Source organism: Rheinheimera tilapiae (assembly GCF_042432165.1).
GTDB classification, from domain to species: Bacteria; Pseudomonadota; Gammaproteobacteria; order Enterobacterales; family Alteromonadaceae; genus Pararheinheimera; species Pararheinheimera tilapiae.
Window position 1 is genome coordinate 1,715,704 of the sequence record NZ_JBHLXP010000001.1, and the last position, 20,735, is coordinate 1,736,438.

Below are 20,735 nucleotides of genomic sequence, written 5' to 3' on the forward strand. Positions count from 1 at the left end.
TTCGCTACTGATAAAAGGCCGTTTTGCCCACAAAACGGCCTTTTTTATCGATTTAACAGCGAAATACGGTTTTCGTATGCCAAACGATACAAAACCAGTGTTTTTCGCTGTTAGCAGTATGTAAGCGGCCAAGCTTTCTTTTTCCGTGGCGGACGGCAAGATAGCAGCAATCCCCCTGTATTTATTTCCCGGAGTTTGTCATGTTTGACCCAATTAATCCGCTTGGTACCGATGGTTTTGAGTTTGTCGAGTATACAGCTGCTGATGCCGATGGTATTCGTCAATTAAAAGAACTGTTTCAGTCACTGGGCTTTTCTGAAGTCGCCCAGCACCGCTCAAAACAAGCCTGGTTATACAAACAGGGTGACATCAATTTTATCGTCAATGCTGAGCCTAACTCACAGGCTGAGGAATTTGCCCGCGTACATGGTCCGAGTGTCTGCGCCATGGCTTTTCGGGTGAAAGACGCTGCTGCAGCGCTGAAACATGCTGTTGCGAATGGCGCGAAAGAATACAAAAATCAAATTGGCCCGATGGAACTGAATATCCCGGGTGTGTATGGCATTGGTTCTAGCCTGCTGTACTTCGTCGACCGTTATGGCCAGAGCTCTGTCTATGACATCGACTTTAAATTCTACGACAACTGGCAGACGACAATGGCGGCGCATGGCGTCGGCCTGGAAGTGCTGGACCATCTGACCCACAACGTCAAACGCGGCAATATGAATGTCTGGGCTGGTTTTTATGAGCGGATCGGTAACTTCCGTGAGATCCGTTATTTTGATATCGAAGGCAAACTGACCGGTCTGGTGTCCCGCGCCATGACTGCGCCTTGTGGCAAGATCCGCATTCCAATCAATGAATCGTCAGACGACAAATCACAAATCGAAGAGTTTATCCGTGAATATAAAGGCGAGGGCATCCAGCATATCGCACTGACCTCGGACAATATCTATGAAACAGTACGGACATTACGCAGCCGTGGAATGGACTTTATGCCAACGCCGGATACCTATTACAACAAAGTGAATTCCCGGGTCGAAGGTCATACTGAAGATCTGGATGCGCTGCGCGAGCTGCGTATTCTGATTGATGGCGCGCCGGAAAAAGACGGGATCCTGCTGCAGATTTTCACCAAAACTGTGATTGGTCCGGTGTTTTTCGAAATTATTCAGCGTAAAGGCAACGAAGGTTTCGGCGAAGGTAACTTCAAAGCACTGTTTGAATCGATTGAAGAAGATCAAATCCGTCGTGGGGTATTAGCAGATGCGTAAATGGGCGCAATTTCCGTTAAAAGAAGGTGACATTTCGCGCCAGGCACATGCCGATTTTCCGGAACAGGCGATTTATGAGCGCGAAACGGGTCGTAGTGGCTTTTTTGGCCCGGCCAGCCATTTCCATCATACTCATGCGCCGACTGGCTGGAGTCACTGGGAAGGGCCGCTAAAACCGCGTTTATTTAACTTCAATGACATTGGCGAAGACAAAACCAATTCGCCGTGGCAGGTACCGAATCTGCTGCACAATGCGCATTGTAAAATGCGCACCTGGCGGCTTGAACAATCGATGGATTTTCTGGTCCGCAACGCCGATGGCGACGAGCTGCTGTTTATCCACGAAGGCAGTGCTGAATTGTTCTGTGATTATGGCCACCTGAGCCTGCGCGATGGCGATTATGTCGTGATCCCACGCTCGACCTGCTGGCGGCTGGAAACCTCTGCGCCGCTGTTTGTGCTGCTGATTGAAGCGACCAATGATTCCTATCAGCTGCCGGAAAAAGGTCTGGTTGGCAATCACGCGATTTTTGACCCGGCGATGCTGGATACGCCAAAAATTGACGATGTCTTTAAAGCGCAGTACAGCGAACAACAAACCCAGGTCCACGTCAAACGTCATGGTCAGGTCTCGGTGATCACCTATCCGTATAATCCGCTCGATGCCATCGGCTGGCACGGTGATTTAGCGGTGATGCGGATTAATTGGCGGGATATCCGGCCACTGATGAGCCACCGATATCATTTACCACCTTCAGCGCATACCACTTTTGTTGCCAGTCGTTTTGTGGTTTGTACTTTTGTACCGCGGCCGATTGAAAGTGATCCGGGCGCCTTAAAAGTGCCGTTTTATCATAACAACGACGACTATGATGAAGTGCTGTTCTATCACGCTGGTGATTTCTTCAGTCGCGATAATATCGAGCGCGGCATGGTGACGTTTCATCCGGCTGGTTTTACCCATGGCCCGCATCCAAAAGCCTTTCAGGCCGGCCGTGAGTATCGCAAGAAGTTTACCGACGAAGTTGCAGTGATGCTGGATACCCGTGATGCGCTGGAAATGGGCGCAGCGGCAGTGGCCACTGAGAATCCGGATTACGTCAACAGCTGGAAAGTCAAACCAGCTGAAACGAAGTAACAGTCTGACAGGAAAGATAAAATGAAATTAGCCAGTCTGAAAAACAACAGCCGTGACGGCCAGCTCGTCGTCGTCAGCCGTGACTTAACCAAAGCAGTCGCGGTGGCGCATATCGCCGGCACTATGCAATATGCATTAGACCATTGGTCCGTGGTTGCGCCACAACTTGCTGAGGTCTATCAGGGCCTTAATCATGGCACTGTACAGGGCGAGTTCGCTTTTGACCAAACGGTCTGTGAATCGCCATTGCCGCGCGCTTACCAGTGGGCCGACGGCAGTGCTTATGTGAATCATGTTGAACTGGTGCGTCGCGCACGTAATTCAGAGATGCCACCAAGCTTCTGGACTGATCCGTTAATGTACCAGGGCGGCTCGGATGACTTTATTGGTCCACGCGATCAAATCGATGTGGTCAGCGAAGACTACGGTATTGATTTTGAAGGCGAAGTGGCCGTGATCACCGGTGATGTCGCGATGGCATCCACGCCAGAGCAGGCGCGTCAGCAAATTCGTTTAGTCATGTTAGTCAACGACGTGTCACTGCGTGGCCTGATCCCAAATGAGTTGGCCAAAGGTTTTGGCTTCTTCCAGTCCAAACCCGCTTCTGCTTTTAGCCCGGTAGCTGTCACGCCGGAAGAACTCGGCGCAGACTGGCAGGACGCAAAATTACACCTGCCGCTGGTATCGCACTTAAACGGTAAACTGTTTGGCAAGCCGAATGCCGGTGTCGACATGACCTTTGACTTCGGTCAGTTGGTGGCGCATGCCGCCAAGACCCGTAATCTTGGTGCGGGTGCTATTATCGGCTCTGGTACTGTGTCAAACAAACAAGGCACCGACTACGGTACCTCTATTGACGAAGGTGGACTGGGTTATTCTTGCATCGCTGAAATACGGATGATTGAAACTATCCGTGACGGCGCGCCTAAAACATCATTCATGAAGTTTGGTGACCGGATCCGGCTGGAAGTACTGGATGGACAAGGCCAGAGCATTTTTGGTGCTATTGACCAACAAGTCGTACAGTATCAGCCGCGCTGAGCGCAGCACAGTTGAATCAAAATCAAAGGCCGGCATTTGCCGGCCTTTTTTAAACGGAGTTTCTGATGTTGACTTTATATACCTACTGGCGTTCGTCGGCGGCTTATCGGGTGCGTATCGCGCTGGCGTTAAAAGGGCTGGATGCAACCCAAATCCCAGTACATTTATTAAAAGATGGCGGCCAACAGCGTGCAGAGCCCTATAAAGCGCTGAATCCGGCACAGCTAGTGCCAACGCTGCAACACGACGCACTGACACTCAATCAATCACTGGCAATTATTGAATATCTCGATGCGGTCTATCCACAGCAGCCATTGCTGCCGAAAGACCCTGCCACCGCAGCCGTGGTGCGCGCACTGGCGCTGGATATTGCCTGTGACATTCATCCGCTGAATAACCTGCGCGTGCTGCAATATTTAACCAGTACGCTGGGTGTCTCGGAGCAACAAAAAACCGACTGGATCCAGCATTGGTTACGACAGGGCTTTGCTGCGCTTGAACAACGGCTGGCGCTGACCGCGGGACAATATTGTGTTGGTGATCAGGTCACGTTGGCTGATTTGTGTCTGGTACCGCAAGTTTATAATGCGCTGCGTTTTGCCGTTGATTTAACGCCATATCCGCAGATCCAAAAGGTGTATCAGCACTGTCTGTTACTGCCAGCTTTTAGCAATGCAGCACCAGAGCAACAGCCGGATGCCCAGAACTGAACCAGTGATCACTGCGGCGCATTGCTGAGGGGAAATCGCAGCGTAAATGCGGCGCCACCGAGTGCAGAGCGGCTCACACTGATGTCACCCTGATGTTTTTGGACGATGGCCTGGCAGATTGATAAACCCAGGCCTGTGCCTTTACCAGGTGCTTTGGTGGTAAAAAACGGTGTGAAAATATGCGGTAATATGTCGTCGGCGATCCCGGGGCCGCTGTCTTCAATACAAACCTGCAGCCAGTTATCCAGTCGAGCCGTGCTGATCCGCAGTTTCCCGGCACCAGTGCCAATTGCTTGTGATGCATTGAGCAGTAAGTTAACCAGTAGCTGTGTTAACGCTGCGGGTTGTCCCTGCAGCCATAGCGGCTCGGGTCCGGTATCTTGCGATACCGTCACATGCGTTTTCAGATCATTTCTAGTCAACCTCAAAGCCATATCCAGCAACGGCTTAAATTCCAGCAATTGAAATTCAGCATGGTCTGGATGGGAAAATCGTCGCAGGTCCAGCACTAAATCCCGTACCCGCAACGCGCCTTGCACTGAGTCAGCCAGCAGACTTTGGGTATCATCGAGCAACAGTTGCAGGTTTTCCTGTTGTTGCAGCTGGTTTAGCTGCTGCCGCAGCTCTTGGCGAGCCATGGCATCTTCACAGTCAGCGATCTGCTGCAATAGTGAAAAATACTGCTGGAATACCGGCAGATATATTTGAAAACTCGTCAGGTTGCTGAGAATGTAACCAATTGGATTATTCAACTCATGTGCAACGCCGGCAGTCAGGATACCCATAGTCGCCAAACGGTCGGTCTGTTGCCAGTGTGCGGGCGTTTGGGAAGATTGCGGATCTTGCGCCATGCATGAACTCCAATTTTGAGAAGTGTAACCAGTGATGTCATCATGGGGGCCAACACGACGCAGAGCAAGGGGAACGGAAAAAACTTGCGGCAGCGGCGTGCACCTGTTTATGTTCATATATTGGTGTTTATTTTTATTTTGGCTGGAGTGTTCGTGGCAAAAACTATTCTGTTGGTTGATGATGAGCCGGCAATCCTCAGAGCCTTGCAACGGACGTTGCAACGTGCCGGCTACCGCGTACTGCTCGCCGAACACGGTGTGCAGGCGCTGAGTCTTCTGAGCACTGAGCAGGTGGCGTTGGTGATCTCGGATTTTCGGATGCCCGACATGAATGGTGCCGAATTGCTGCAACAAGTCAGGTTACAATTTCCGTCGACCATTGGTCTGATCCTGAGTGCCTATGCAGACCGCGAAGCGTTGTTAGCCTGCCTGAACAGCGGCGCAGCCTGGCGTTTTATGGAAAAACCATGGGAAGATACGCAGTTATTAAAAGACATCACTGCAGCACTGAGTGAGCGTGACAGGCGACAGGCTGAGCAACAACGAACTAACCTGTTGTTATCCAGTAATGAGGCGCTGTTGGAATTATCCGCGACCGGTCAGGTCTTGCGTTTTAATAACGCCGCTAGCCAGGTGTTGGGATTGCAGCCTTCGGAGCTGCGCGGTCAGGTGTTGTCGGCATTGTTTGTTGACATCAATCCGATTGAACTTGCCGGTTTTTTTCATAAAAAAGACCACGATATTCAGTTGCGCGGCATCCACGGAGACTATTTTAGTTTCAGCCACCGAATTTCAGATTTGCACCACTATTTACTCAAAGTCACCTTAGTACAGCCATTAAGCGATCAGGTATTTTGTGGCGTCAACGAACTGCTGAACGCGGACGATGTGCGGTCACAGATTGAAGATCTGTTGTCATCCGGCCAGAACGATTTTGCCGTTGTTGCGTTGATGCTGCCGGACTTTGCGTTATACAGCGATTCGTTACCACAGCAACAATTAGATGAATTGATTGAGCAGACCGGGCTCGCGCTGAAAACCCAGATGCCGCCAAAAGCTCTATTGGGCTACGTTGCGGCAGATAAATTTCTGTTGGTGTTGCATGGCTCCGGGCAGGAGAGCCAACTACAACTGTTGATTGAGCAATGTCTGCAACCATTTAGGCAACCACTTGTACTGAGCTTTAACCGCGTGCAATTGGCTTTTTGTGTCGGCTATGCCGTATCACCGGCAGATGGCACTACAGCGCGGCAGCTGTTACAACATGCCGATGTCGCTTGCCGCCATAACTTGGCAAACCCTGCCGGTTTCTATCTGCGATTCGAAGCAGAAATGGTGACACAAAAACGGCAGCATTTTGAAATTAGTAATTCCCTGTATGCCGCGTTGGAAGGCCAAGAATTCACTTTATGTTATCAACCCAAGATCCGCTTGTCCGATGGTTTTTGTGACAGTGCTGAAGCATTGATCCGCTGGCATCACCCGACATACGGAGCGATCTCCCCAGCTGTGTTCATTCCAATCGCCGAGCAAGACGGCCAGATCCAGGCCATTGGTGATTGGGTATTGCAACACGCTTTGCGGCAACTTCATAGTTGGCGTGCGCAGGGGCTGTCGTTGGCGCATCTGGCGATCAATCTGTCAGGCCGGCAACTAACCGATGATCGGTTAGCGGAGCGTATTGCCGGTTGTTTAAGCAGTTTGGGTTTACAAGCCGATACGCTGGAATTGGAAGTCACTGAGACGTTTCTGATGGCCGATATCGATGCCAGCAGCCGGTTATTAAGCAGTTTGCATCAGCTTGGCTGTCAACTTGCCATGGATGATTTTGGTACTGGTTATTCGTCGTTGGCATACCTAGCGAAATTGCCGGTGAATAAACTGAAATTAGATCGCTCTTTGTTGTTGGACCTTGAGGACTCGCCGCAATGTGCCAGTATGATCAGACACATGATCCGAATGGCGCATGAGCTTGGCATGCAAGTCGTGGCCGAAGGGATTGAGTCGGTGAATCAGGTGCTGTTGCTGCGTGAGATGCAGTGTGATTACATCCAGGGATATGTGTTCAGTAAGCCGCTGAGCAGCCTTGAATTTGGTCGCTTTTTAACGGCCCAGCCGATCCGCCAGCAATGGGAGGAGTATCTCAATGTTTGAAGCTGATCGTTGGTTGGCATTAATTGTCGAACCAGACCTTGCTGCAGGGGCTGCAACTAGACGTTTGTTGCAGCGGCTGTGCCCACATTGGCAGGTAGAGCTGTGTGCCGATGCTGTGAGTGCAACACAATATTTACTAAAGCAGCCAGTAGCCCCGCAATTAATACTGACCGATCGGCTGGATGCCACATTACGCGGCGAAGAGTTACTGGAATTCTGTGCTTCACATTCGCCGGCTACCATAAGAGTGCTAATGAGTGCTGAGAATGATGATGCGGTCATGCTGGCTGCTGTGCAATCAGCCCAGATGCTGTTAGGCAAACCTTTTACTGACACCGATTTGCTGGCCGTATTCCAGCGTGCAGAGCAGATAATTGAAGGGCCTTTTTCAGAACATGCACGATATCAGTTAGGAACTTTGCAAGCGCTGCCAATCCAGCGTCGGCAATACCAACAAATTCTGGCATTGCTAGACAATTCTGACAGTTCACAACGCGAGCTGGCACGGGCATTGGAGCGCGAAGCTCCGCTGGCCGGACGCTTAATTCAGATGGCAAACTCGGCCTACCTCGGGTTTCGCCGTCAAACGTTGGATTTGCAGGAAGTGGTCAGCCGGCTGGGGCGGGAAATGATCAAAGCCGTCATGCAGGCATTTTTGCTGAACCAACAGTACCAAGGCAAGATCCGGCCAGAGCTGCACCAAAAGTTACAGGACTATGCAGTCGCACTGGCATCAGTCGCTTTTCAATTGGCACGGAGCCAATGCCGGGATGACGCAACACTGGCTGAAAAAGCTTATGTCGCCGGACTGATGCAGGCGTTGGGCCCTTTGGCGCTGCTGGCAACTCAGCCAATGGCAATGCAGCAACTGACGCAGGAAGATATGTTTCAGGATGGCGTTGCCGACCATTGTATATTGACCGGCTATTTGATGACGTTGTGGGGCTTCTCTGCAGATATTTGTGCTGCGGCGATGTACCGGCTGAATCTGCAAGGCTCTGCTCGGGTCGACCGGTTACAGGCGATCTTACACCTGGCAAGTTACGTATTGTCATTGCAACAACAAGATCCTACCGGAGTGAAAATTACTCCAGATCTGGCGGCCTTGGAGCGATTTGCGCTGACGGACAGTTTTTTAACTTCATCGAGTGATTCGTGAGGCAGCATCGCATGTGGCAATTACGTCCACCCAAACGTTGGTTTAACTTGCTGTTGTTTTATACCGGATGGTTAGGCTTGGGCTGTCACTTGCTACTGATGCTGTACTGCTGGTGGCACCAGATCCCCTATCAGATCAGCTGGTGGTTTACAGCTGTTGCACCGGGATTGTCGGTATTGTGGGGCGGGGTCCCTGCGCTGCAAATACAGCGCGAGTTACCGGTACGCCGCAAGTCATCATTTCTCAGTTGAAGACTAAAGTAATGCCTTGATCTTGTGCTTAGCGTTTGGGTTGTACCATTGATTCGACTTCAACTTCAGTAATACCTTTTTCATCGAAATGAAAATGGATCTGCGCTGGTTTACCTTCAATAAAGTGGTAGCGCATGCCATCGATCATTAGCACGAAATCACCTGGACGCGCTGGTTTTAGCTTCTGCTTTGATAACTGCAACGAGTGTTTTCCGACTTTCCAGTCAAAGCCTTTTAATGGCTTTTTCGTGAAATCGCGCGCCCAGATCAGTTGGTCTTTGTTCAGCATCAGCGCCAATGTATAACGTTTGGGTACTTCTTCGACAGCCATTGCATGCGGCCCAACACTGAACTGGTAGGCGCCTTCTTTTTGTAAAAATGCAAAACCGAATTCGGTATTTTGTTTACTGTCATCAGCAAACGTCAGGGCGATTGGGCCGGTAAACTCAAATTGTGCATAACTGAAGGGGCTTAGCAAAAGCGCACATAGTTGCAGAATAAACAGGAACTTTGTCATATCAACCTCATGTAGTGTCAGGATTGCCGGCGTTTGGGCGCCAACAGCAACTGTTGACCTGGTGTTAGTTTACTATCGGCCTGTAGTTGATTCCATTGCAGCAAGTCAGTCAGTTTTATTTTGTATTTACGGGCGATCCGATCTAAAGAGTCGCCTTTTTTCACTATGTGTTGTGGCGTTTGTTGATTACTGGCTGTTTTGCGCTTCACCGGCGCGGCATTGGATGCCGGAACCTTCAATGATTGGCCTGGTTGTAAATGAACCCCCGATTTCAGCTGATTAAATAGCCGCAACTCCTCGCTGTCGATCCGCAGTTTTTGCGCGATGGTCCACAGACTTTCACCCGCTTTCACCTGATAAGTTTGCGCTTTACGGCTCGTGCGTGCCACGCTTTGCTCCGGTGATTTACCTGCCGGCAATTGTAAACTTTGGCCAACCTTCAGTTGATCTGATTTCAGCCGATTGAGCTGGCGTAAGGTCTTCACGCTGGTTTGGTTTTTGGCCGCAATGCTACCGAGACTGTCACCACTTTTAACTTTATAACTGCGTTTTGCTGATTTCACAGGTTCTGCGGCTTGCACTACTGCGACTTTTTTCAACAGATGTTGTTGGCGTTCAAAATCTTCAATGGCTGTCAGTGGCAACAACAACGGGAAGTCTTTCCCCTGAGGTGTCATTGCCAGCCGGAAGCTTGGATTCAGAGACTTTAGTTTGCCTAATGAGACACCGGCTAAATCTGCCGCCTGTTGTAGTTGCACTGCGCCAGCAATTCGCGTCATGCCGACGGCAGGTTTATTTGCGATAACCGGAAGTTCCAGTTGGTAATCCTCAGGTGTTTTAATCAATTGAATCATCGCTAACCATTTCGGCATGGTTTGGACAAATCGTGCAGGAATGTGCAAGCTCCAGTAGTCGGTCGGCTTACCACGGGCTTGATTGCGCGCCACAGCCGCCATAATACGGCCTTCACCGGTATTGTATGCGGCGACCGCATTTAGCCAGTCGTTCCCCAGGTTGTCATGCAAATGTTGCAGGTAGTCCAGCACTGCCAGCGTAGAACTGAACGCATCTTTGCGGCCGTCATAACCACTCTGAACAGTTAGGCCAAAATTGCGCGCTGTTTGTGGCACCATTTGCCAAAGCCCGGCAGGACCGTTGCCTTGCGCCGCTGCGTTGTAAGCACTTTCCACAATGGGTAACAGTGCCAGTTCGAGCGGCATCCGGCGTTTTTCAAGTTCAGCGACGATAAAATACAGGTATGGTTCGGCGCGCACCGAAACCTCATTAAAAAACTTCTGTTTACTGGCGTAGAAAGCGAGTTCGCGCTGCACGTCAGCACGTTTCGGTACCGGGATATGCATTTGCTTGCGGATGCGCTGCCACAGGTCAGGCATGGCTTCGAGTTCATTATGCTGCAGCACCGGATCTAACGGCGACATTGGTAGCGCAGGCGTTGCGGAATGTGCTGCTGATTCAGGAACACTCGATATAGATGTTTCTGCTGTGTGGGTGGCAGCTTGATTTTGGTCCAAGCGGGCGCAGCCAACTGACACAAATAATACCAGCAGCAAATAACAGGGTTTGAACATGCACTCTTCTCTCATTCAGCCGCAACAGGCGCAAAAGGGGGCGTATGTTAACGGCCGTTGCGCCAAATGCAAAGCAGACTAAAAATTGTTTTTCCATTGCCGCAAAAAAGTAAATAACGCAAGTGGATCAGGTTGTTGCCAGCGTTGCTGCAATTCTGGCAACGCGCAGCGCAGAAACGGATTGATCTGTAACTCCAGACCAATATTCGTTGGCAGCGTTGGTAAGTCGTTGCTGCGCAAGTTTTCCGCGGTCAGTTGATATTCGACCAGAGCCTGATTTTCTGGTTCCACAGCGAGGGCAAATTTGAGGTTCGCCAGAGTATATTCATGCGCGCAGCATACCAGCGTGTCTGCAGGTAGAGCCGCTAAGCGCTGCAGTGAAGCCAGCATTTGCAAAGGCGTGCCCTCAAATAGGCGACCACAGCCTGCGCTGAATAAGGTATCCCCACACAACAGTACGGCTGGGGTGCCTGATTGCAAATATGCAAGGTGATTCAAAGTGTGGCCCGGTACGGCCAGCACCTGAATGGGTGTTGACCATCCATGGGGCTGCAGATATTGGCCGTCTTGCACCTGAATACCATCCAGTTGCACGCCGTGTATCGAGGGGGCAGGGACATAAACGGCAGCATCAGGCCAATGGCTACGTAGTTGCGCCAAACCGCCGATATGGTCCGGATGCTGGTGCGTGATCAAAATTGCACACAGCGTTAGCTGGTGTGCGAGCAGATACTGATGGACCGGGTCAGATTGACCCGGATCAACAATGATTGCCTGCTGTCCTTGGCGTAGCAGCCAGATATAGTTATCCTGCAGTATCGGGATCGGTTCAGGGATAAAAGCCATAGGCAGGTGCTCGTTGTCAGAGTGAGTCTTCAGTTTGTCGTAAGCCGCTTTCAGTAAAAATCGGCAGCCAGTCCAATCGCAGTATACAAGGGAGTCCGACGATGAAACCAGCCTTAAGCCGCTATGCATTAAGTCAAGTACCGCAATCCTGGCAGGCATTTGCGCAGGGCGAGGTACTGGCCCATCAGCTGGAAAATCAGTTCAATTTGTGGTGGCCACGTATTTTTGGTTATCACTTATTAAAAGTGGGCACATTAAGCTGCCAGCTTGACACTAGTGCCTGTGGTATTCGCCATCAAATCAATCTGGCAGGCAGTGGAGATCAGGTTTCAGTTATTGCTGATCCGGATGACCTGCCTTTTATCGAGCATGCCGTTGACGCGGTCTTATTGGCACACTGCCTGGAGTACACTCAGGATCCGCATCACGTGATCCGAGAGGCGCATCGCGTGTTGATGCCGGATGGCTATTTGTTAATGAGTGGCTTTAATCCTTACAGTCTAATGGGACTGTTAAAACTATGGCCAGGACTGCATCGCCGTTTACCTTGGTCTGGTCGATTTTTTTCACAGGCGAGGGTTAAAGACTGGCTGCAGCTGCTTGGCTTTGAAGTGTTGTACGAACAACGTTTGTTTTGTACCAGTATGCTTGCACAATCTCAGGCGAATTCAGCATTCCGGCTGTGGGCAGAGCAGCATCTGAACTATTTTGCTGCGGCTTATGTGTTAGTCGCCCGCAAACGTACATTGCCGTTAACGCCGATCAAACCGAAATGGCAGCTGACCAACAGCTTCAAACCTGCGGTTAAAGGGGTCAGCGTGCGCCAACAGGGTGGGGTCTGACTTTACGAAAATCAGTTACTCATTGCTGAGCGCGTTGCCACTGTTGCAGGTATTGGTCTAACGCATTGCCAAATTTCTGTCGATCCCTCTGGTCGATGGCAGGAGGACCACCGCTGACCATGCCGGCGCCACGCAGCTCTTCCTGTAAATTGCGCACAGCGAGTCGGGCCTTGACGTTATCTTTGTCCAGTTTATCACCACGTGGGGTAAGTACAGTCGCCCCTTGTTCTACACAGATAGCGGCCAGAGGAATATCCTGCGTCATCACCAGATCACCGGGGCGCACGGAAGTTGCAATCAGGTTATCCGCTACATCAAAACCTGCTTCGACGCGAAATTGTCTGCACCATGTTGCTCGCGGCAGCGGCAGCGCGTGGTTAGCAACAAAATTCAGCTCTATTTTGAGCCGCTCACCAGCCCGAAGTAACATGTCGCGACATACTTTTGGACAGGCGTCAGCATCAATCCAGATAGGCATTAGATCTTTCCTTTTGTGGTGACTACTGATGGCGCCTTCGCAGCGAGCAAACGACTGGCTGAATTACTCAGTGTCATAAAAAACAGATCTGAGCGGTAGGGGCCATGTTGCCGGGTTTCGGTAAATCCAAGTCGCAGATAGCTGCGTAAAGCCGGCGGATTGTCACGAAATACAAAGAGCGATGCTTCGCGTGTTGGCCACAACTGCAGGCCGGCGGCGAGCAGGGCGCTGATCAGATGTTCAGACAAACGTTGTCCGCGGTAGGCCGGTAACACCAACAAACGCGCCAGATGCAGTCGGTTAAACCTATCGCAGATCTGTCCAAATGCCAGAATATTCTGCCGATCATCGAGTAATACGTAACTCTGAGTGTCCGGCAGCTGCAGTTGCTGCAAGAATTCAGTGCGGCGCGGTGGGAAACGAAAGCCCTCACCGCCCCATTGAGTCAGTGCCGCCACATCGTTGAATTGCTCAGCCAGTGACCATTGCTGCTCAGTAGTTGCATGGCAAAGTTGCATCAAAGTTGCTGTGCCAGATGGTAACAACCGGGGACCAACAATAACCACAGTAAAATCATGCTGGTTTGCCAGGCTAGCCGGTAAAAAGGTTGGCAATAAAAGTCAGGTTGCTGACGGATCCACATAAGCATCGCGGCGCCAATCACACTTGGCAGACCATAAATGGTTTCAAACTGACCATTAAGCAAACTGGCCCAACAGGCAACAACGCCGGTCACAGACAAGAGCAACCAGCTCACAACCATAGTCTTACTCTGATTTACAGACATCTAAGCTCCAGCTATTTGTGGCATTACCACATCAGGTCATCAGGTATTTTAAAATCTGCGTACGGATCATCGGCAGGCATCTGCTCATCCTGCTGATTTAACAACACAACGGCATCCGGCTGGCGCAACAACAGCTTCTCGGCGATTTGGATCGGTACCAAGTGATAATGCTCATCTAGTCGGGCGATCGCAATCAGACCTTTGACTAGTTGTTGCTGTACTTTGTCGCTGACATAAATTTTTTTGATTTTATTGCCATCGGTGAAATTAAAGCCAAGTTCGCCTTTATCACGGATGATATTCATTTCAATGATTTGTTTTACTTGTGCCGCCAGAGCTTTTTTATCGGCTTCCGCTTTTTTCTGTTGATTGAGTTCTTTATCGCGAGCAATTTGGGCTTGGCGGGCCTGCTCTGCCAGAACAGTTGCCTCGTTAATGACTTGACCGTGTTTGCCAGCCTGCACGCGCTCTTTGTGCTGTTCTTTCTTGATGTTTTTTAATTTTTTGGCATCGCCAAGACCAGCTTTTAACAATTGTTCAGCCAGAGATTTACTCATGGTCAGTTCCTGTTTGCCTGAATCGAATCGACATATTGTTCCACGGCTGTCAGGTACTTGCCAAGCGTCATGGCTGACGGCGTTGACGTTTTACAGTACACTACGTGATTATCTTTAGATTCAGAGTACATATGGCTGCTTTTCAAGAACTCGCGTTAGATCCCCGTTTGTTGCGTTCAATTCAACATTTAGGTTTTACTCAACCTACTGAAATACAACAAGAGGCAATACCTGCAGTGATGCAGGGCAAGGATCTGATTGTTTCGTCGAAAACTGGTTCTGGTAAAACTCTGGCTTATCTGTTGCCAATGATGCAGCGGTTGTTGCGAAGTAAACCCTTGTCTGCGCAAGACCCACGCGCACTGATTCTCGCGCCTACCCGCGAGCTGGCACAACAAATCTATGCTCAACTTCGTTTGTTTGTTGCCAATACCCGTCTGACGCCGGCGTTTATAGTGGGTGGCGAGAATTTTAACGATCAGGAAAAACTGCTAAAACGTCAGCCGCATATTATCGTGGCAACACCTGGTCGATTAGCTGACCATCTCGAACATAAAAGTTTCTTCCTGCAAGGCCTTGAAGTGCTGATACTGGACGAAGCCGACCGGATGTTAGATCTCGGTTTTATGCCTCAGCTCAATGCGATCCATAAACAAGCGTCGCACCGGCTGCGTCAGACCCTGATGTTTTCTGCAACGCTTGACCATGCCGAAGTCAATGAATTGGCGTTGTCTTTGTTAAGAGATCCATATCGTGTTGCATTAGGGGCTGGTTATGACCCGCATAAAGACATTACACAGAAGTGTTTTTTTGCTGACAACCTGACTCATAAAGAAGCATTGTTATTACATTTTCTCAAATCGGAAGTGGTCAGACAGCTTATTCTGTTCACAGCTACCCGAGAAGACACTGATCGACTGGCTGCTTTGGTACAAAAAGCGGGATTTGCCGCTGTCGGGCTGAATGGGAAACTGACACAAGCGCAGAGAAATTCGGTCATGCAGGCGTTTGCAGCAAACAAGTATCAGGTTTTAGTTACAACAGATGTGGCATCACGTGGCCTGGATTTGTTGCAGGTATCGCATGTGATCAACTTTGACCTACCAAAACATCCGGAAGAATATGTCCATCGGATCGGTCGCACTGGTCGTGCTGGGCAGCAGGGCTGCGCGTTCTCTTTGGTTGGTCCCAAAGACATCACCGCGTTCACTGCCATCGAACAATTTTTGCGTCGACCGCTCGAAATGGATCAAGTGGAAGGCTTGGCTGCTAAATTCGATGGCACAATCAAGAAAAAGCCTGTTGGACCGTTTACGAGAACATCAAAAGCTGCAGGGCAACAATCAGGCACAGCGAAAGCAAAAATTCGCTCTGCTGACAGTCCCTTACCAAAGAAAAAGCCGAAGTTTTTTGAGTCCGGTGATGATGGTGCAGCTCCACCGAAAAAAAAGCAGAAATAATTGCTTTTGGTCGCATTTTATCCAAAAATCAGTGCTAAACTCGACAAGTCAGTTGGATGTTAAATAAACACATTTGCTGGCAATGTGTTGTTTGTAAAGGTAAAAATCCACAAGCAATAGGAACGGTCATTACACGGTTAATTTTATTTTCCGTTTGTTCAGCAATACCTATTGACCCCACCATGTGGTTCACACATAATGGGGTCGTAATATGTACTAGCACGAACGTGGCCGGTAATATTTAAGTCGCCTATAAAGGCAAATATAGTTAAAGTAAGAGAATGTTATGTCACAATTAATTTCCGGCACCGTTAAGTGGTTCAACGAAGATAAAGGTTTTGGTTTCATTGAGCGCGAAGGCGGCAAAGATGTATTCGTACACTTCCGCGCTATTAACGGTACTGGCCGTCGTACGCTGGTAGAAGGTCAGAAAGTGACTTTCGAAGTAACTGAAGGCCAAAAAGGTCCTCAGGCAGAGAACGTAACTGTAGTTGCTTAATAGCAAACTCAGAAAGTTTCTTGAAAAACCGGCTTATGCCGGTTTTTTGTTTTTGTATGTTTCAAATTTATTTGTATTGAATCAATCATTCATCCGCCAATTCCTCTATTTAAGAAGATTTCTTTATTTTCAAGTAATAAGCATTTCATTGCTGCCAAATTCAAATTTCTGAAGGGTAAAATCCACGGTCAATTTTAATCAACCCATCGGATTATTATTCAAGCATGGATAACTTTTTTTCGATCCCCGCATCTGCCTTTTTGACTCTCCCCGAGCGTCTGGGTGCTTGATTTTAGCTTTGTTACTAATGCATCCAGTCCAGGTCCAGCTGTGCTTGGGCCCCGCTACTTTTTAATCCTACGTGGATGCCGACCAGTCTGACTGCTTTCCCCTGACCACGTAGCCATGCCTGAACTAATAGTTGTTGCAGCAATTGAAAGCACAGCTCAGGATGCTGACGTTCAATAGTGGTTTGCCGGAAATCCTGAAACTTTAACTTGATACCTATTTTTTGGATTTGTTCTGTTGCCTCACAACGTTCGATCCGTCTGATCAGTTTCTGATACATTTCTGCAAGAGGTTGCATACTTTGCTCAGGCGTTGTCAGGTCCTGACTGAATGTTTGCTCGACGGCTACAGATTTGCGCTCTCGCTCATTATGTACTTCGCGACTATCTAGACCCTGACTTCGCTCTAATAAAGTTTCTGCAAAACTCCCAAATTCACGAACCAGAATTTTAAGGTCTGCTTTAATTACGTCACTACAACGGTGTAGCCCGAGCTTTGCTAGCTTCTCAGCGGTCTTTTGTCCAACACCCGGAATTTTTCTTAAAGACAAAGTCGAAACAAAATTACTAACTTGGTCCGGTGGAATAACAAAAAGGCCGTCTGGCTTATTTTCATCGCTGGCTATTTTGGCCAGAAATTTATTTGGTGCTACTCCAGCGGAGGCGGTCAGGCCGGTTTCATGAAAGATGGTTTGACGAATGTGCTCTGCAATTCGAGTAGCGCTGCCCTGAAATAAATCACATGCGGATACGTCGAGGTAGGCTTCATCCAATGACAGCGGTTCAACTATGTCCGTATAACGATGGAAAATAGCCTGAATACAGGTACTGACCGCTTTGTATTTGTCCATATTGCCTGGCACCAACACCAGCTGAGGACAGAGTTTAAAGGCTTGACCAGTTGGCATGGCTGAGCGTACCCCGTATGCACGCGCTGGATAATTGCAGGTACTAATCACTCCGCGCTCAGTTCTGCTACCGCCGATCGCTAACGGGATATTTCGCCAGGCAGGATTATCCCGCATTTCTACCGCAGCGAAAAAACAATCCATGTCGATATGAATAATTTTGCGCATAATTCGGATTGACTGTTTAAATATACAGTTATCATATGCGAAATTGTTAAGCTGTAAAGGTCAGATTGGTACTCATATGATTTAATTGAAGATCTAAAATGTTTGACCATATGCCCACTGCTCTGACGTGCCATCAAATACTCTATTTGGAAGTTCAGACGTCTAAATTTGCAGTGCACACCGGTTTGAACCGGTGTATCATACCGCGCAGTTTTTGTATCTTAATTTGCGACTGTGCCAAAGCAGGAGAAACCATGTTAAAGCGTGAAATGTCGATTGCCGATTTTGATCCACAATTATGGCAAGCTATTGTTGATGAAACTCAGCGTCAGGAAGATCACATCGAGCTGATCGCCTCTGAAAACTACTGCAGCCCACGCGTGTTGCAGGCGCAAGGTTCTCAGCTGACCAACAAATATGCCGAAGGTTACCCGCATAAACGTTACTACGGTGGTTGCGAATTCGTTGATATTGCAGAAGATCTGGCTATAGCTCGCGCGAAAGAACTGTTTGGTGCTGACTACGCAAACGTGCAGCCACATTCTGGCTCCCAGGCTAACTCAGCTGTATTCCTGGCGTTGTTAAATGCAGGTGATACCATCCTGGGCATGAGCCTGGCACATGGTGGCCACCTGACCCACGGCGCAACTGTCAGTTCATCAGGTAAGCTGTACAAAGCTGTACAGTACGGCCTGCATCCAGAAACTGGTGTCATCGATTATGATCAGGCTGAGGCGCTGGCGCTGGAGCATAAACCAAAACTGATCATCGCTGGTTTCTCTGCCTATTCAGGTATTGTCGACTGGCAACGTTTCCGTGATATCGCTGACAAAGTCGGTGCATATCTGATGGTTGATATGGCCCACGTTGCAGGTTTAGTTGCTGCAGGTCTGTATCCGAATCCGGTTCCGGTTGCAGACGTCGTGACTACAACTACACACAAAACGCTGGCTGGTCCGCGTGGTGGCTTGATCCTGGCACGCAAAAATGAAGAGATCGAGAAGAAACTGAACTCAGCCGTGTTTCCTGGTGGCCAGGGTGGTCCGCTGATGCACGTTATCGCGGCGAAAGCAGTGGCGTTTTTAGAAGCGTTACAACCAGAGTTCAAAACGTACCAGCAACAAGTGCTGAAAAACGCTGTAGCTATGTGCGATGCAATGAAAGCACGTGGCTACAAAATCGTTTCTGGTGGTACACAAAACCATTTATTCCTGATGGATCTGATCGACAAAGAAATCACCGGCAAAGAAGCCGATGCATGGTTAGGTCAGTCGCACATCACAGTGAACAAAAACTCTGTGCCAAATGACCCGCGCTCACCATTTGTGACTTCTGGTCTGCGGATCGGTACTCCTGCAATCACACGTCGTGGTTTCAAAGAAGCAGAAGCGCAGACAGTTGCTAATCTGATTTGTGACGTACTGGACAGCCGTGGTGATGCCGCAGTGATTGAAAAAGTACGGGCACAGGTATCAACCTTGTGTGCGGGTTTCCCGGTCTACGCGTAAGTTTACATGCCGGTGCCTGACAGCTGTCAGGCTGAAGTGATATGATGGCCGCCTTTCGCGGCCATTGTTTTTTCAGGAGAAGTCCTGTGTTTTGTCCTTTTTGCCGAGCGGACGATACCAAAGTCATCGATTCGAGGCTGGTTGCTGACGGTTACCAGGTCAGACGGCGGCGGGAATGTACCGCTTGTCACGAACGTTTCACCACGTTTGAAGCCGCTGAACTGGTGATGCCTCGGATCATCAAACGCGACGGTTCGCGTGAACCCTATAATGAAGACAAACTGCGTAGTGGTCTGCAGCGGTCTCTGGAAAAGCGTCCGGTACCGACCGAAGAAGTGGAGTCGCTGATTAGCAAAGTAGAATCGCAACTGCGCGCGACGGGCGAGCGCGAGGTTCAAAGTGAGATGATTGGTCATCTCATCATGGAACAGTTGCTGTTGCTGGATAAAGTGGCCTACGTCCGGTTTGCCTCTGTTTATCGTTCCTTTAAAGATATCCGTGAATTCGGTGAAGAAATTGCCCGGCTCGGAGACGATCCGTCATGACCATGGTTACAGAATTTTCGGCGTCCGATCATCAGTATATGCAGCACGCAATTGAGTCAGCTGCACTAGGACGCTACACCACGGCACCAAATCCTAATGTAGGTTGCGTGATTGTGAAGGATAACCTGATTATTGGCGAAGGTTACCATCGACAGGCCGGTGGTCCTCATGCTGAGGTGTTTGCCTTGCGTCAAGCTGGCTCTGCTGCGAATGGAGCAACGGCTTATGTCACACTTGAGCCGTGCAGTCATTTTGGCCGTACACCACCTTGTGCTGATGCTCTGATTGCGGCAGGGCTTAGTCGTGTGGTAGTGGCCATGCAGGATCCGAATCCTCGTGTGGCTGGGACCGGTGTCGAGAGACTGAGAGCTGCCGGGATTCAGGTCGACGTGGGGTTACTCACAGCACAGGCCGAAGCACTCAATCCGGGTTTTTTGCACAAAATGCGCACGCAATTGCCTTTTGTCCGGTTGAAACTCGCTTGCAGTACCGATGGGAAAGTCGCGCTTTCCAATGGTCAAAGTCAATGGTTAACCGGTGCTGCAGCCCGCGAAGATGTGCAGCTATTCCGCGCTCAAAGCTGTGCCATTTTATCTACCGCAGAGACGGTCAAAGCAGACAAAGCATTACTGAACGTCCGTTCTGAAGCCGTGACTCGCCTGGAAAACGGTGATATTCGTCAACCACTGCGAGTCATTCTGGATAGACGTTGCCGCCTGTCCGGCCATGAGCCGTTGTTTCAACAGGGCGGCGATATTCTGTTGTGCCATGCAGGGCCCGCGGAAGAATGGCCCGAGCTGGCCCCAATTCAGCAGAATGCCTCCGGGCAGGTGACGCGATTGCGATTAGGGCTTGATCCAGTGGGACAGCTCGACCTGAAAGAATTGCTCTCCCTGTTGGGGAGCCGGCAGATCAATTTGCTCTGGGTTGAAGCCGGCAGCATGCTTGCGACTTCATTCTGGCAGCAACAGCTGATTGATGAATTGGTGTTATATCAGGCACCACTTTTACTCGGGGCCGATGCCATGCCGCTACTCAAAGCTGGCGGACTGAGTCAACTGTCACAAGCGCCACGCTGGCAGTGGCAGGATGTACGGCAAGTGGGGGTGGATCTACGCCTGACCGCTTTACTGAAAACAGACACCATGTCAGAGCAGTGAGGACCT

General features: G+C 49.7%; 22 protein-coding genes. 13 read left to right on the plus strand and 9 right to left on the minus strand.

Going from position 1 to position 20,735, the window contains the following annotated elements; translation table 11 throughout:
• The first annotated feature begins 200 nt into the window (after nt 1-200).
• The 4 genes from hppD (at nt 201) to maiA (ending at nt 4,163) form a co-directional block, all read left to right on the plus strand.
• Nucleotides 201-1,274, plus strand: a complete 1,074-nt coding sequence (hppD, locus tag ACFFJP_RS07370; protein ID WP_377241979.1) for a 4-hydroxyphenylpyruvate dioxygenase — start codon at nt 201-203, stop codon at nt 1,272-1,274.
• Nucleotides 1,267-2,412: a homogentisate 1,2-dioxygenase gene (locus ACFFJP_RS07375; protein ID WP_377241981.1), complete on the plus strand. Its 1,146-nt coding sequence runs from the start codon at nt 1,267-1,269 to the stop codon at nt 2,410-2,412. Before hppD ends, ACFFJP_RS07375 begins: the two co-directional genes overlap by 8 nt.
• Nucleotides 2,413-2,433: 21 nt before the next feature.
• Nucleotides 2,434-3,453, plus strand: coding sequence for a fumarylacetoacetate hydrolase family protein (locus ACFFJP_RS07380; RefSeq protein ID WP_377241983.1), 1,020 nt, complete (start codon nt 2,434-2,436; stop codon nt 3,451-3,453).
• Between the two features lie 65 nt (nt 3,454-3,518).
• Nucleotides 3,519-4,163, plus strand: coding sequence for a maleylacetoacetate isomerase (gene maiA / locus ACFFJP_RS07385; RefSeq protein WP_377241985.1), 645 nt, complete (start codon nt 3,519-3,521; stop codon nt 4,161-4,163).
• A gap of 8 nt (nt 4,164-4,171) precedes the next feature.
• Here maiA and ACFFJP_RS07390 read toward each other — a convergent pair whose 3' ends face one another.
• Entirely contained in the window at nt 4,172-5,014 is an 843-nt protein-coding gene (locus ACFFJP_RS07390) for a sensor histidine kinase (RefSeq protein WP_377241987.1), read from the minus strand.
• Nucleotides 5,015-5,167: 153 nt separating this feature from the next.
• On the opposite strand from ACFFJP_RS07390, the gene ACFFJP_RS07395 reads away from it, so the two are divergent.
• From ACFFJP_RS07395 to ACFFJP_RS07405, 3 genes are read left to right on the plus strand one after another with little or no spacing between them, the layout of a single operon-like run.
• Nucleotides 5,168-7,168, plus strand: coding sequence for a putative bifunctional diguanylate cyclase/phosphodiesterase (locus tag ACFFJP_RS07395; protein ID WP_377241989.1), 2,001 nt, complete (start codon nt 5,168-5,170; stop codon nt 7,166-7,168).
• Nucleotides 7,161-8,327, plus strand: coding sequence for an HDOD domain-containing protein (locus tag ACFFJP_RS07400; RefSeq protein ID WP_377241992.1), 1,167 nt, complete (start codon nt 7,161-7,163; stop codon nt 8,325-8,327). The genes ACFFJP_RS07395 and ACFFJP_RS07400 overlap by 8 nt, the downstream gene beginning before the upstream one ends.
• 11 nt (nt 8,328-8,338) lie before the next feature.
• Nucleotides 8,339-8,578, plus strand: a complete 240-nt coding sequence (locus ACFFJP_RS07405; protein ID WP_377241994.1) for a hypothetical protein — start codon at nt 8,339-8,341, stop codon at nt 8,576-8,578.
• A gap of 28 nt (nt 8,579-8,606) precedes the next feature.
• On the opposite strand, the gene ACFFJP_RS07410 is transcribed toward ACFFJP_RS07405, so the two are convergent.
• The 3 genes from ACFFJP_RS07410 to gloB all read right to left on the minus strand — a co-directional run bounded on the left by ACFFJP_RS07410 (nt 8,607) and on the right by gloB (nt 11,530).
• Nucleotides 8,607-9,095 carry a hypothetical protein gene (locus tag ACFFJP_RS07410; protein WP_377241996.1) on the minus strand — a complete coding sequence of 163 codons (489 nt, stop codon included), beginning with the start codon at nt 9,093-9,095 and terminating at the stop codon, nt 8,607-8,609.
• A gap of 17 nt (nt 9,096-9,112) precedes the next feature.
• Nucleotides 9,113-10,534, minus strand: a complete 1,422-nt coding sequence (locus tag ACFFJP_RS07415) for a lytic transglycosylase (RefSeq protein WP_377241998.1) — start codon at nt 10,532-10,534, stop codon at nt 9,113-9,115.
• A 228-nt stretch (nt 10,535-10,762) separates the two neighbouring features.
• Nucleotides 10,763-11,530: a hydroxyacylglutathione hydrolase gene (gene gloB / locus ACFFJP_RS07420; protein WP_377242000.1), complete on the minus strand. Its 768-nt coding sequence runs from the start codon at nt 11,528-11,530 to the stop codon at nt 10,763-10,765.
• A 101-nt stretch (nt 11,531-11,631) separates the two neighbouring features.
• On the opposite strand from gloB, the gene ACFFJP_RS07425 reads away from it, so the two are divergent.
• On the plus strand, nt 11,632-12,372 hold the full coding sequence (locus ACFFJP_RS07425; protein ID WP_377242002.1) for a class I SAM-dependent methyltransferase: 741 nt from the start codon (nt 11,632-11,634) through the stop codon (nt 12,370-12,372).
• A 19-nt stretch (nt 12,373-12,391) separates the two neighbouring features.
• On the opposite strand, the gene ACFFJP_RS07430 is transcribed toward ACFFJP_RS07425, so the two are convergent.
• From ACFFJP_RS07430 to ACFFJP_RS07445, 4 genes are read right to left on the minus strand one after another with little or no spacing between them, the layout of a single operon-like run.
• Complete coding sequence (locus ACFFJP_RS07430; protein WP_377242004.1) at nt 12,392-12,850, minus strand: YaiI/YqxD family protein; 459 nt, start codon at nt 12,848-12,850, stop codon at nt 12,392-12,394.
• Entirely contained in the window at nt 12,850-13,368 is a 519-nt protein-coding gene (locus ACFFJP_RS07435) for a GNAT family N-acetyltransferase (protein WP_377242006.1), read from the minus strand. Before ACFFJP_RS07435 ends, ACFFJP_RS07430 begins: the two co-directional genes overlap by 1 nt.
• Entirely contained in the window at nt 13,368-13,637 is a 270-nt protein-coding gene (locus ACFFJP_RS07440; RefSeq protein ID WP_377242008.1) for a hypothetical protein, read from the minus strand. The genes ACFFJP_RS07435 and ACFFJP_RS07440 overlap by 1 nt, the downstream gene beginning before the upstream one ends.
• Nucleotides 13,638-13,660: 23 nt before the next feature.
• Nucleotides 13,661-14,194: a DUF2058 domain-containing protein gene (locus ACFFJP_RS07445; RefSeq protein ID WP_377242011.1), complete on the minus strand. Its 534-nt coding sequence runs from the start codon at nt 14,192-14,194 to the stop codon at nt 13,661-13,663.
• Nucleotides 14,195-14,433: 239 nt separating this feature from the next.
• On the opposite strand from ACFFJP_RS07445, the gene ACFFJP_RS07450 reads away from it, so the two are divergent.
• Nucleotides 14,434-15,654: a DEAD/DEAH box helicase gene (locus tag ACFFJP_RS07450; protein WP_377243393.1), complete on the plus strand. Its 1,221-nt coding sequence runs from the start codon at nt 14,434-14,436 to the stop codon at nt 15,652-15,654.
• Between the two features lie 286 nt (nt 15,655-15,940).
• A complete protein-coding gene (locus ACFFJP_RS07455) occupies nt 15,941-16,153 on the plus strand; it encodes a cold-shock protein (RefSeq protein WP_031565533.1) in 213 nt (70 codons plus the stop codon).
• 304 nt (nt 16,154-16,457) lie between these two features.
• Here ACFFJP_RS07455 and dinB read toward each other — a convergent pair whose 3' ends face one another.
• A complete protein-coding gene (gene dinB / locus ACFFJP_RS07460; protein WP_377242015.1) occupies nt 16,458-17,516 on the minus strand; it encodes a DNA polymerase IV in 1,059 nt (352 codons plus the stop codon).
• Between the two features lie 254 nt (nt 17,517-17,770).
• Here dinB and glyA point away from each other — a divergent pair, with 254 nt between their 5' ends.
• From glyA to ribD, 3 genes are all read left to right on the plus strand, one after another.
• The gene (glyA, locus tag ACFFJP_RS07465; RefSeq protein WP_377242017.1) at nt 17,771-19,024 is read left to right on the plus strand and encodes a serine hydroxymethyltransferase; all 1,254 of its coding nucleotides are present in this window, start codon (nt 17,771-17,773) and stop codon (nt 19,022-19,024) included.
• 86 nt (nt 19,025-19,110) lie between these two features.
• Nucleotides 19,111-19,569: a transcriptional regulator NrdR gene (gene nrdR / locus ACFFJP_RS07470; RefSeq protein ID WP_377242019.1), complete on the plus strand. Its 459-nt coding sequence runs from the start codon at nt 19,111-19,113 to the stop codon at nt 19,567-19,569.
• On the plus strand, nt 19,566-20,729 hold the full coding sequence (gene ribD / locus ACFFJP_RS07475) for a bifunctional diaminohydroxyphosphoribosylaminopyrimidine deaminase/5-amino-6-(5-phosphoribosylamino)uracil reductase RibD (protein ID WP_377242021.1): 1,164 nt from the start codon (nt 19,566-19,568) through the stop codon (nt 20,727-20,729). The genes nrdR and ribD overlap by 4 nt, the downstream gene beginning before the upstream one ends.
• The last annotated feature ends 6 nt before the right edge of the window (nt 20,730-20,735 follow it).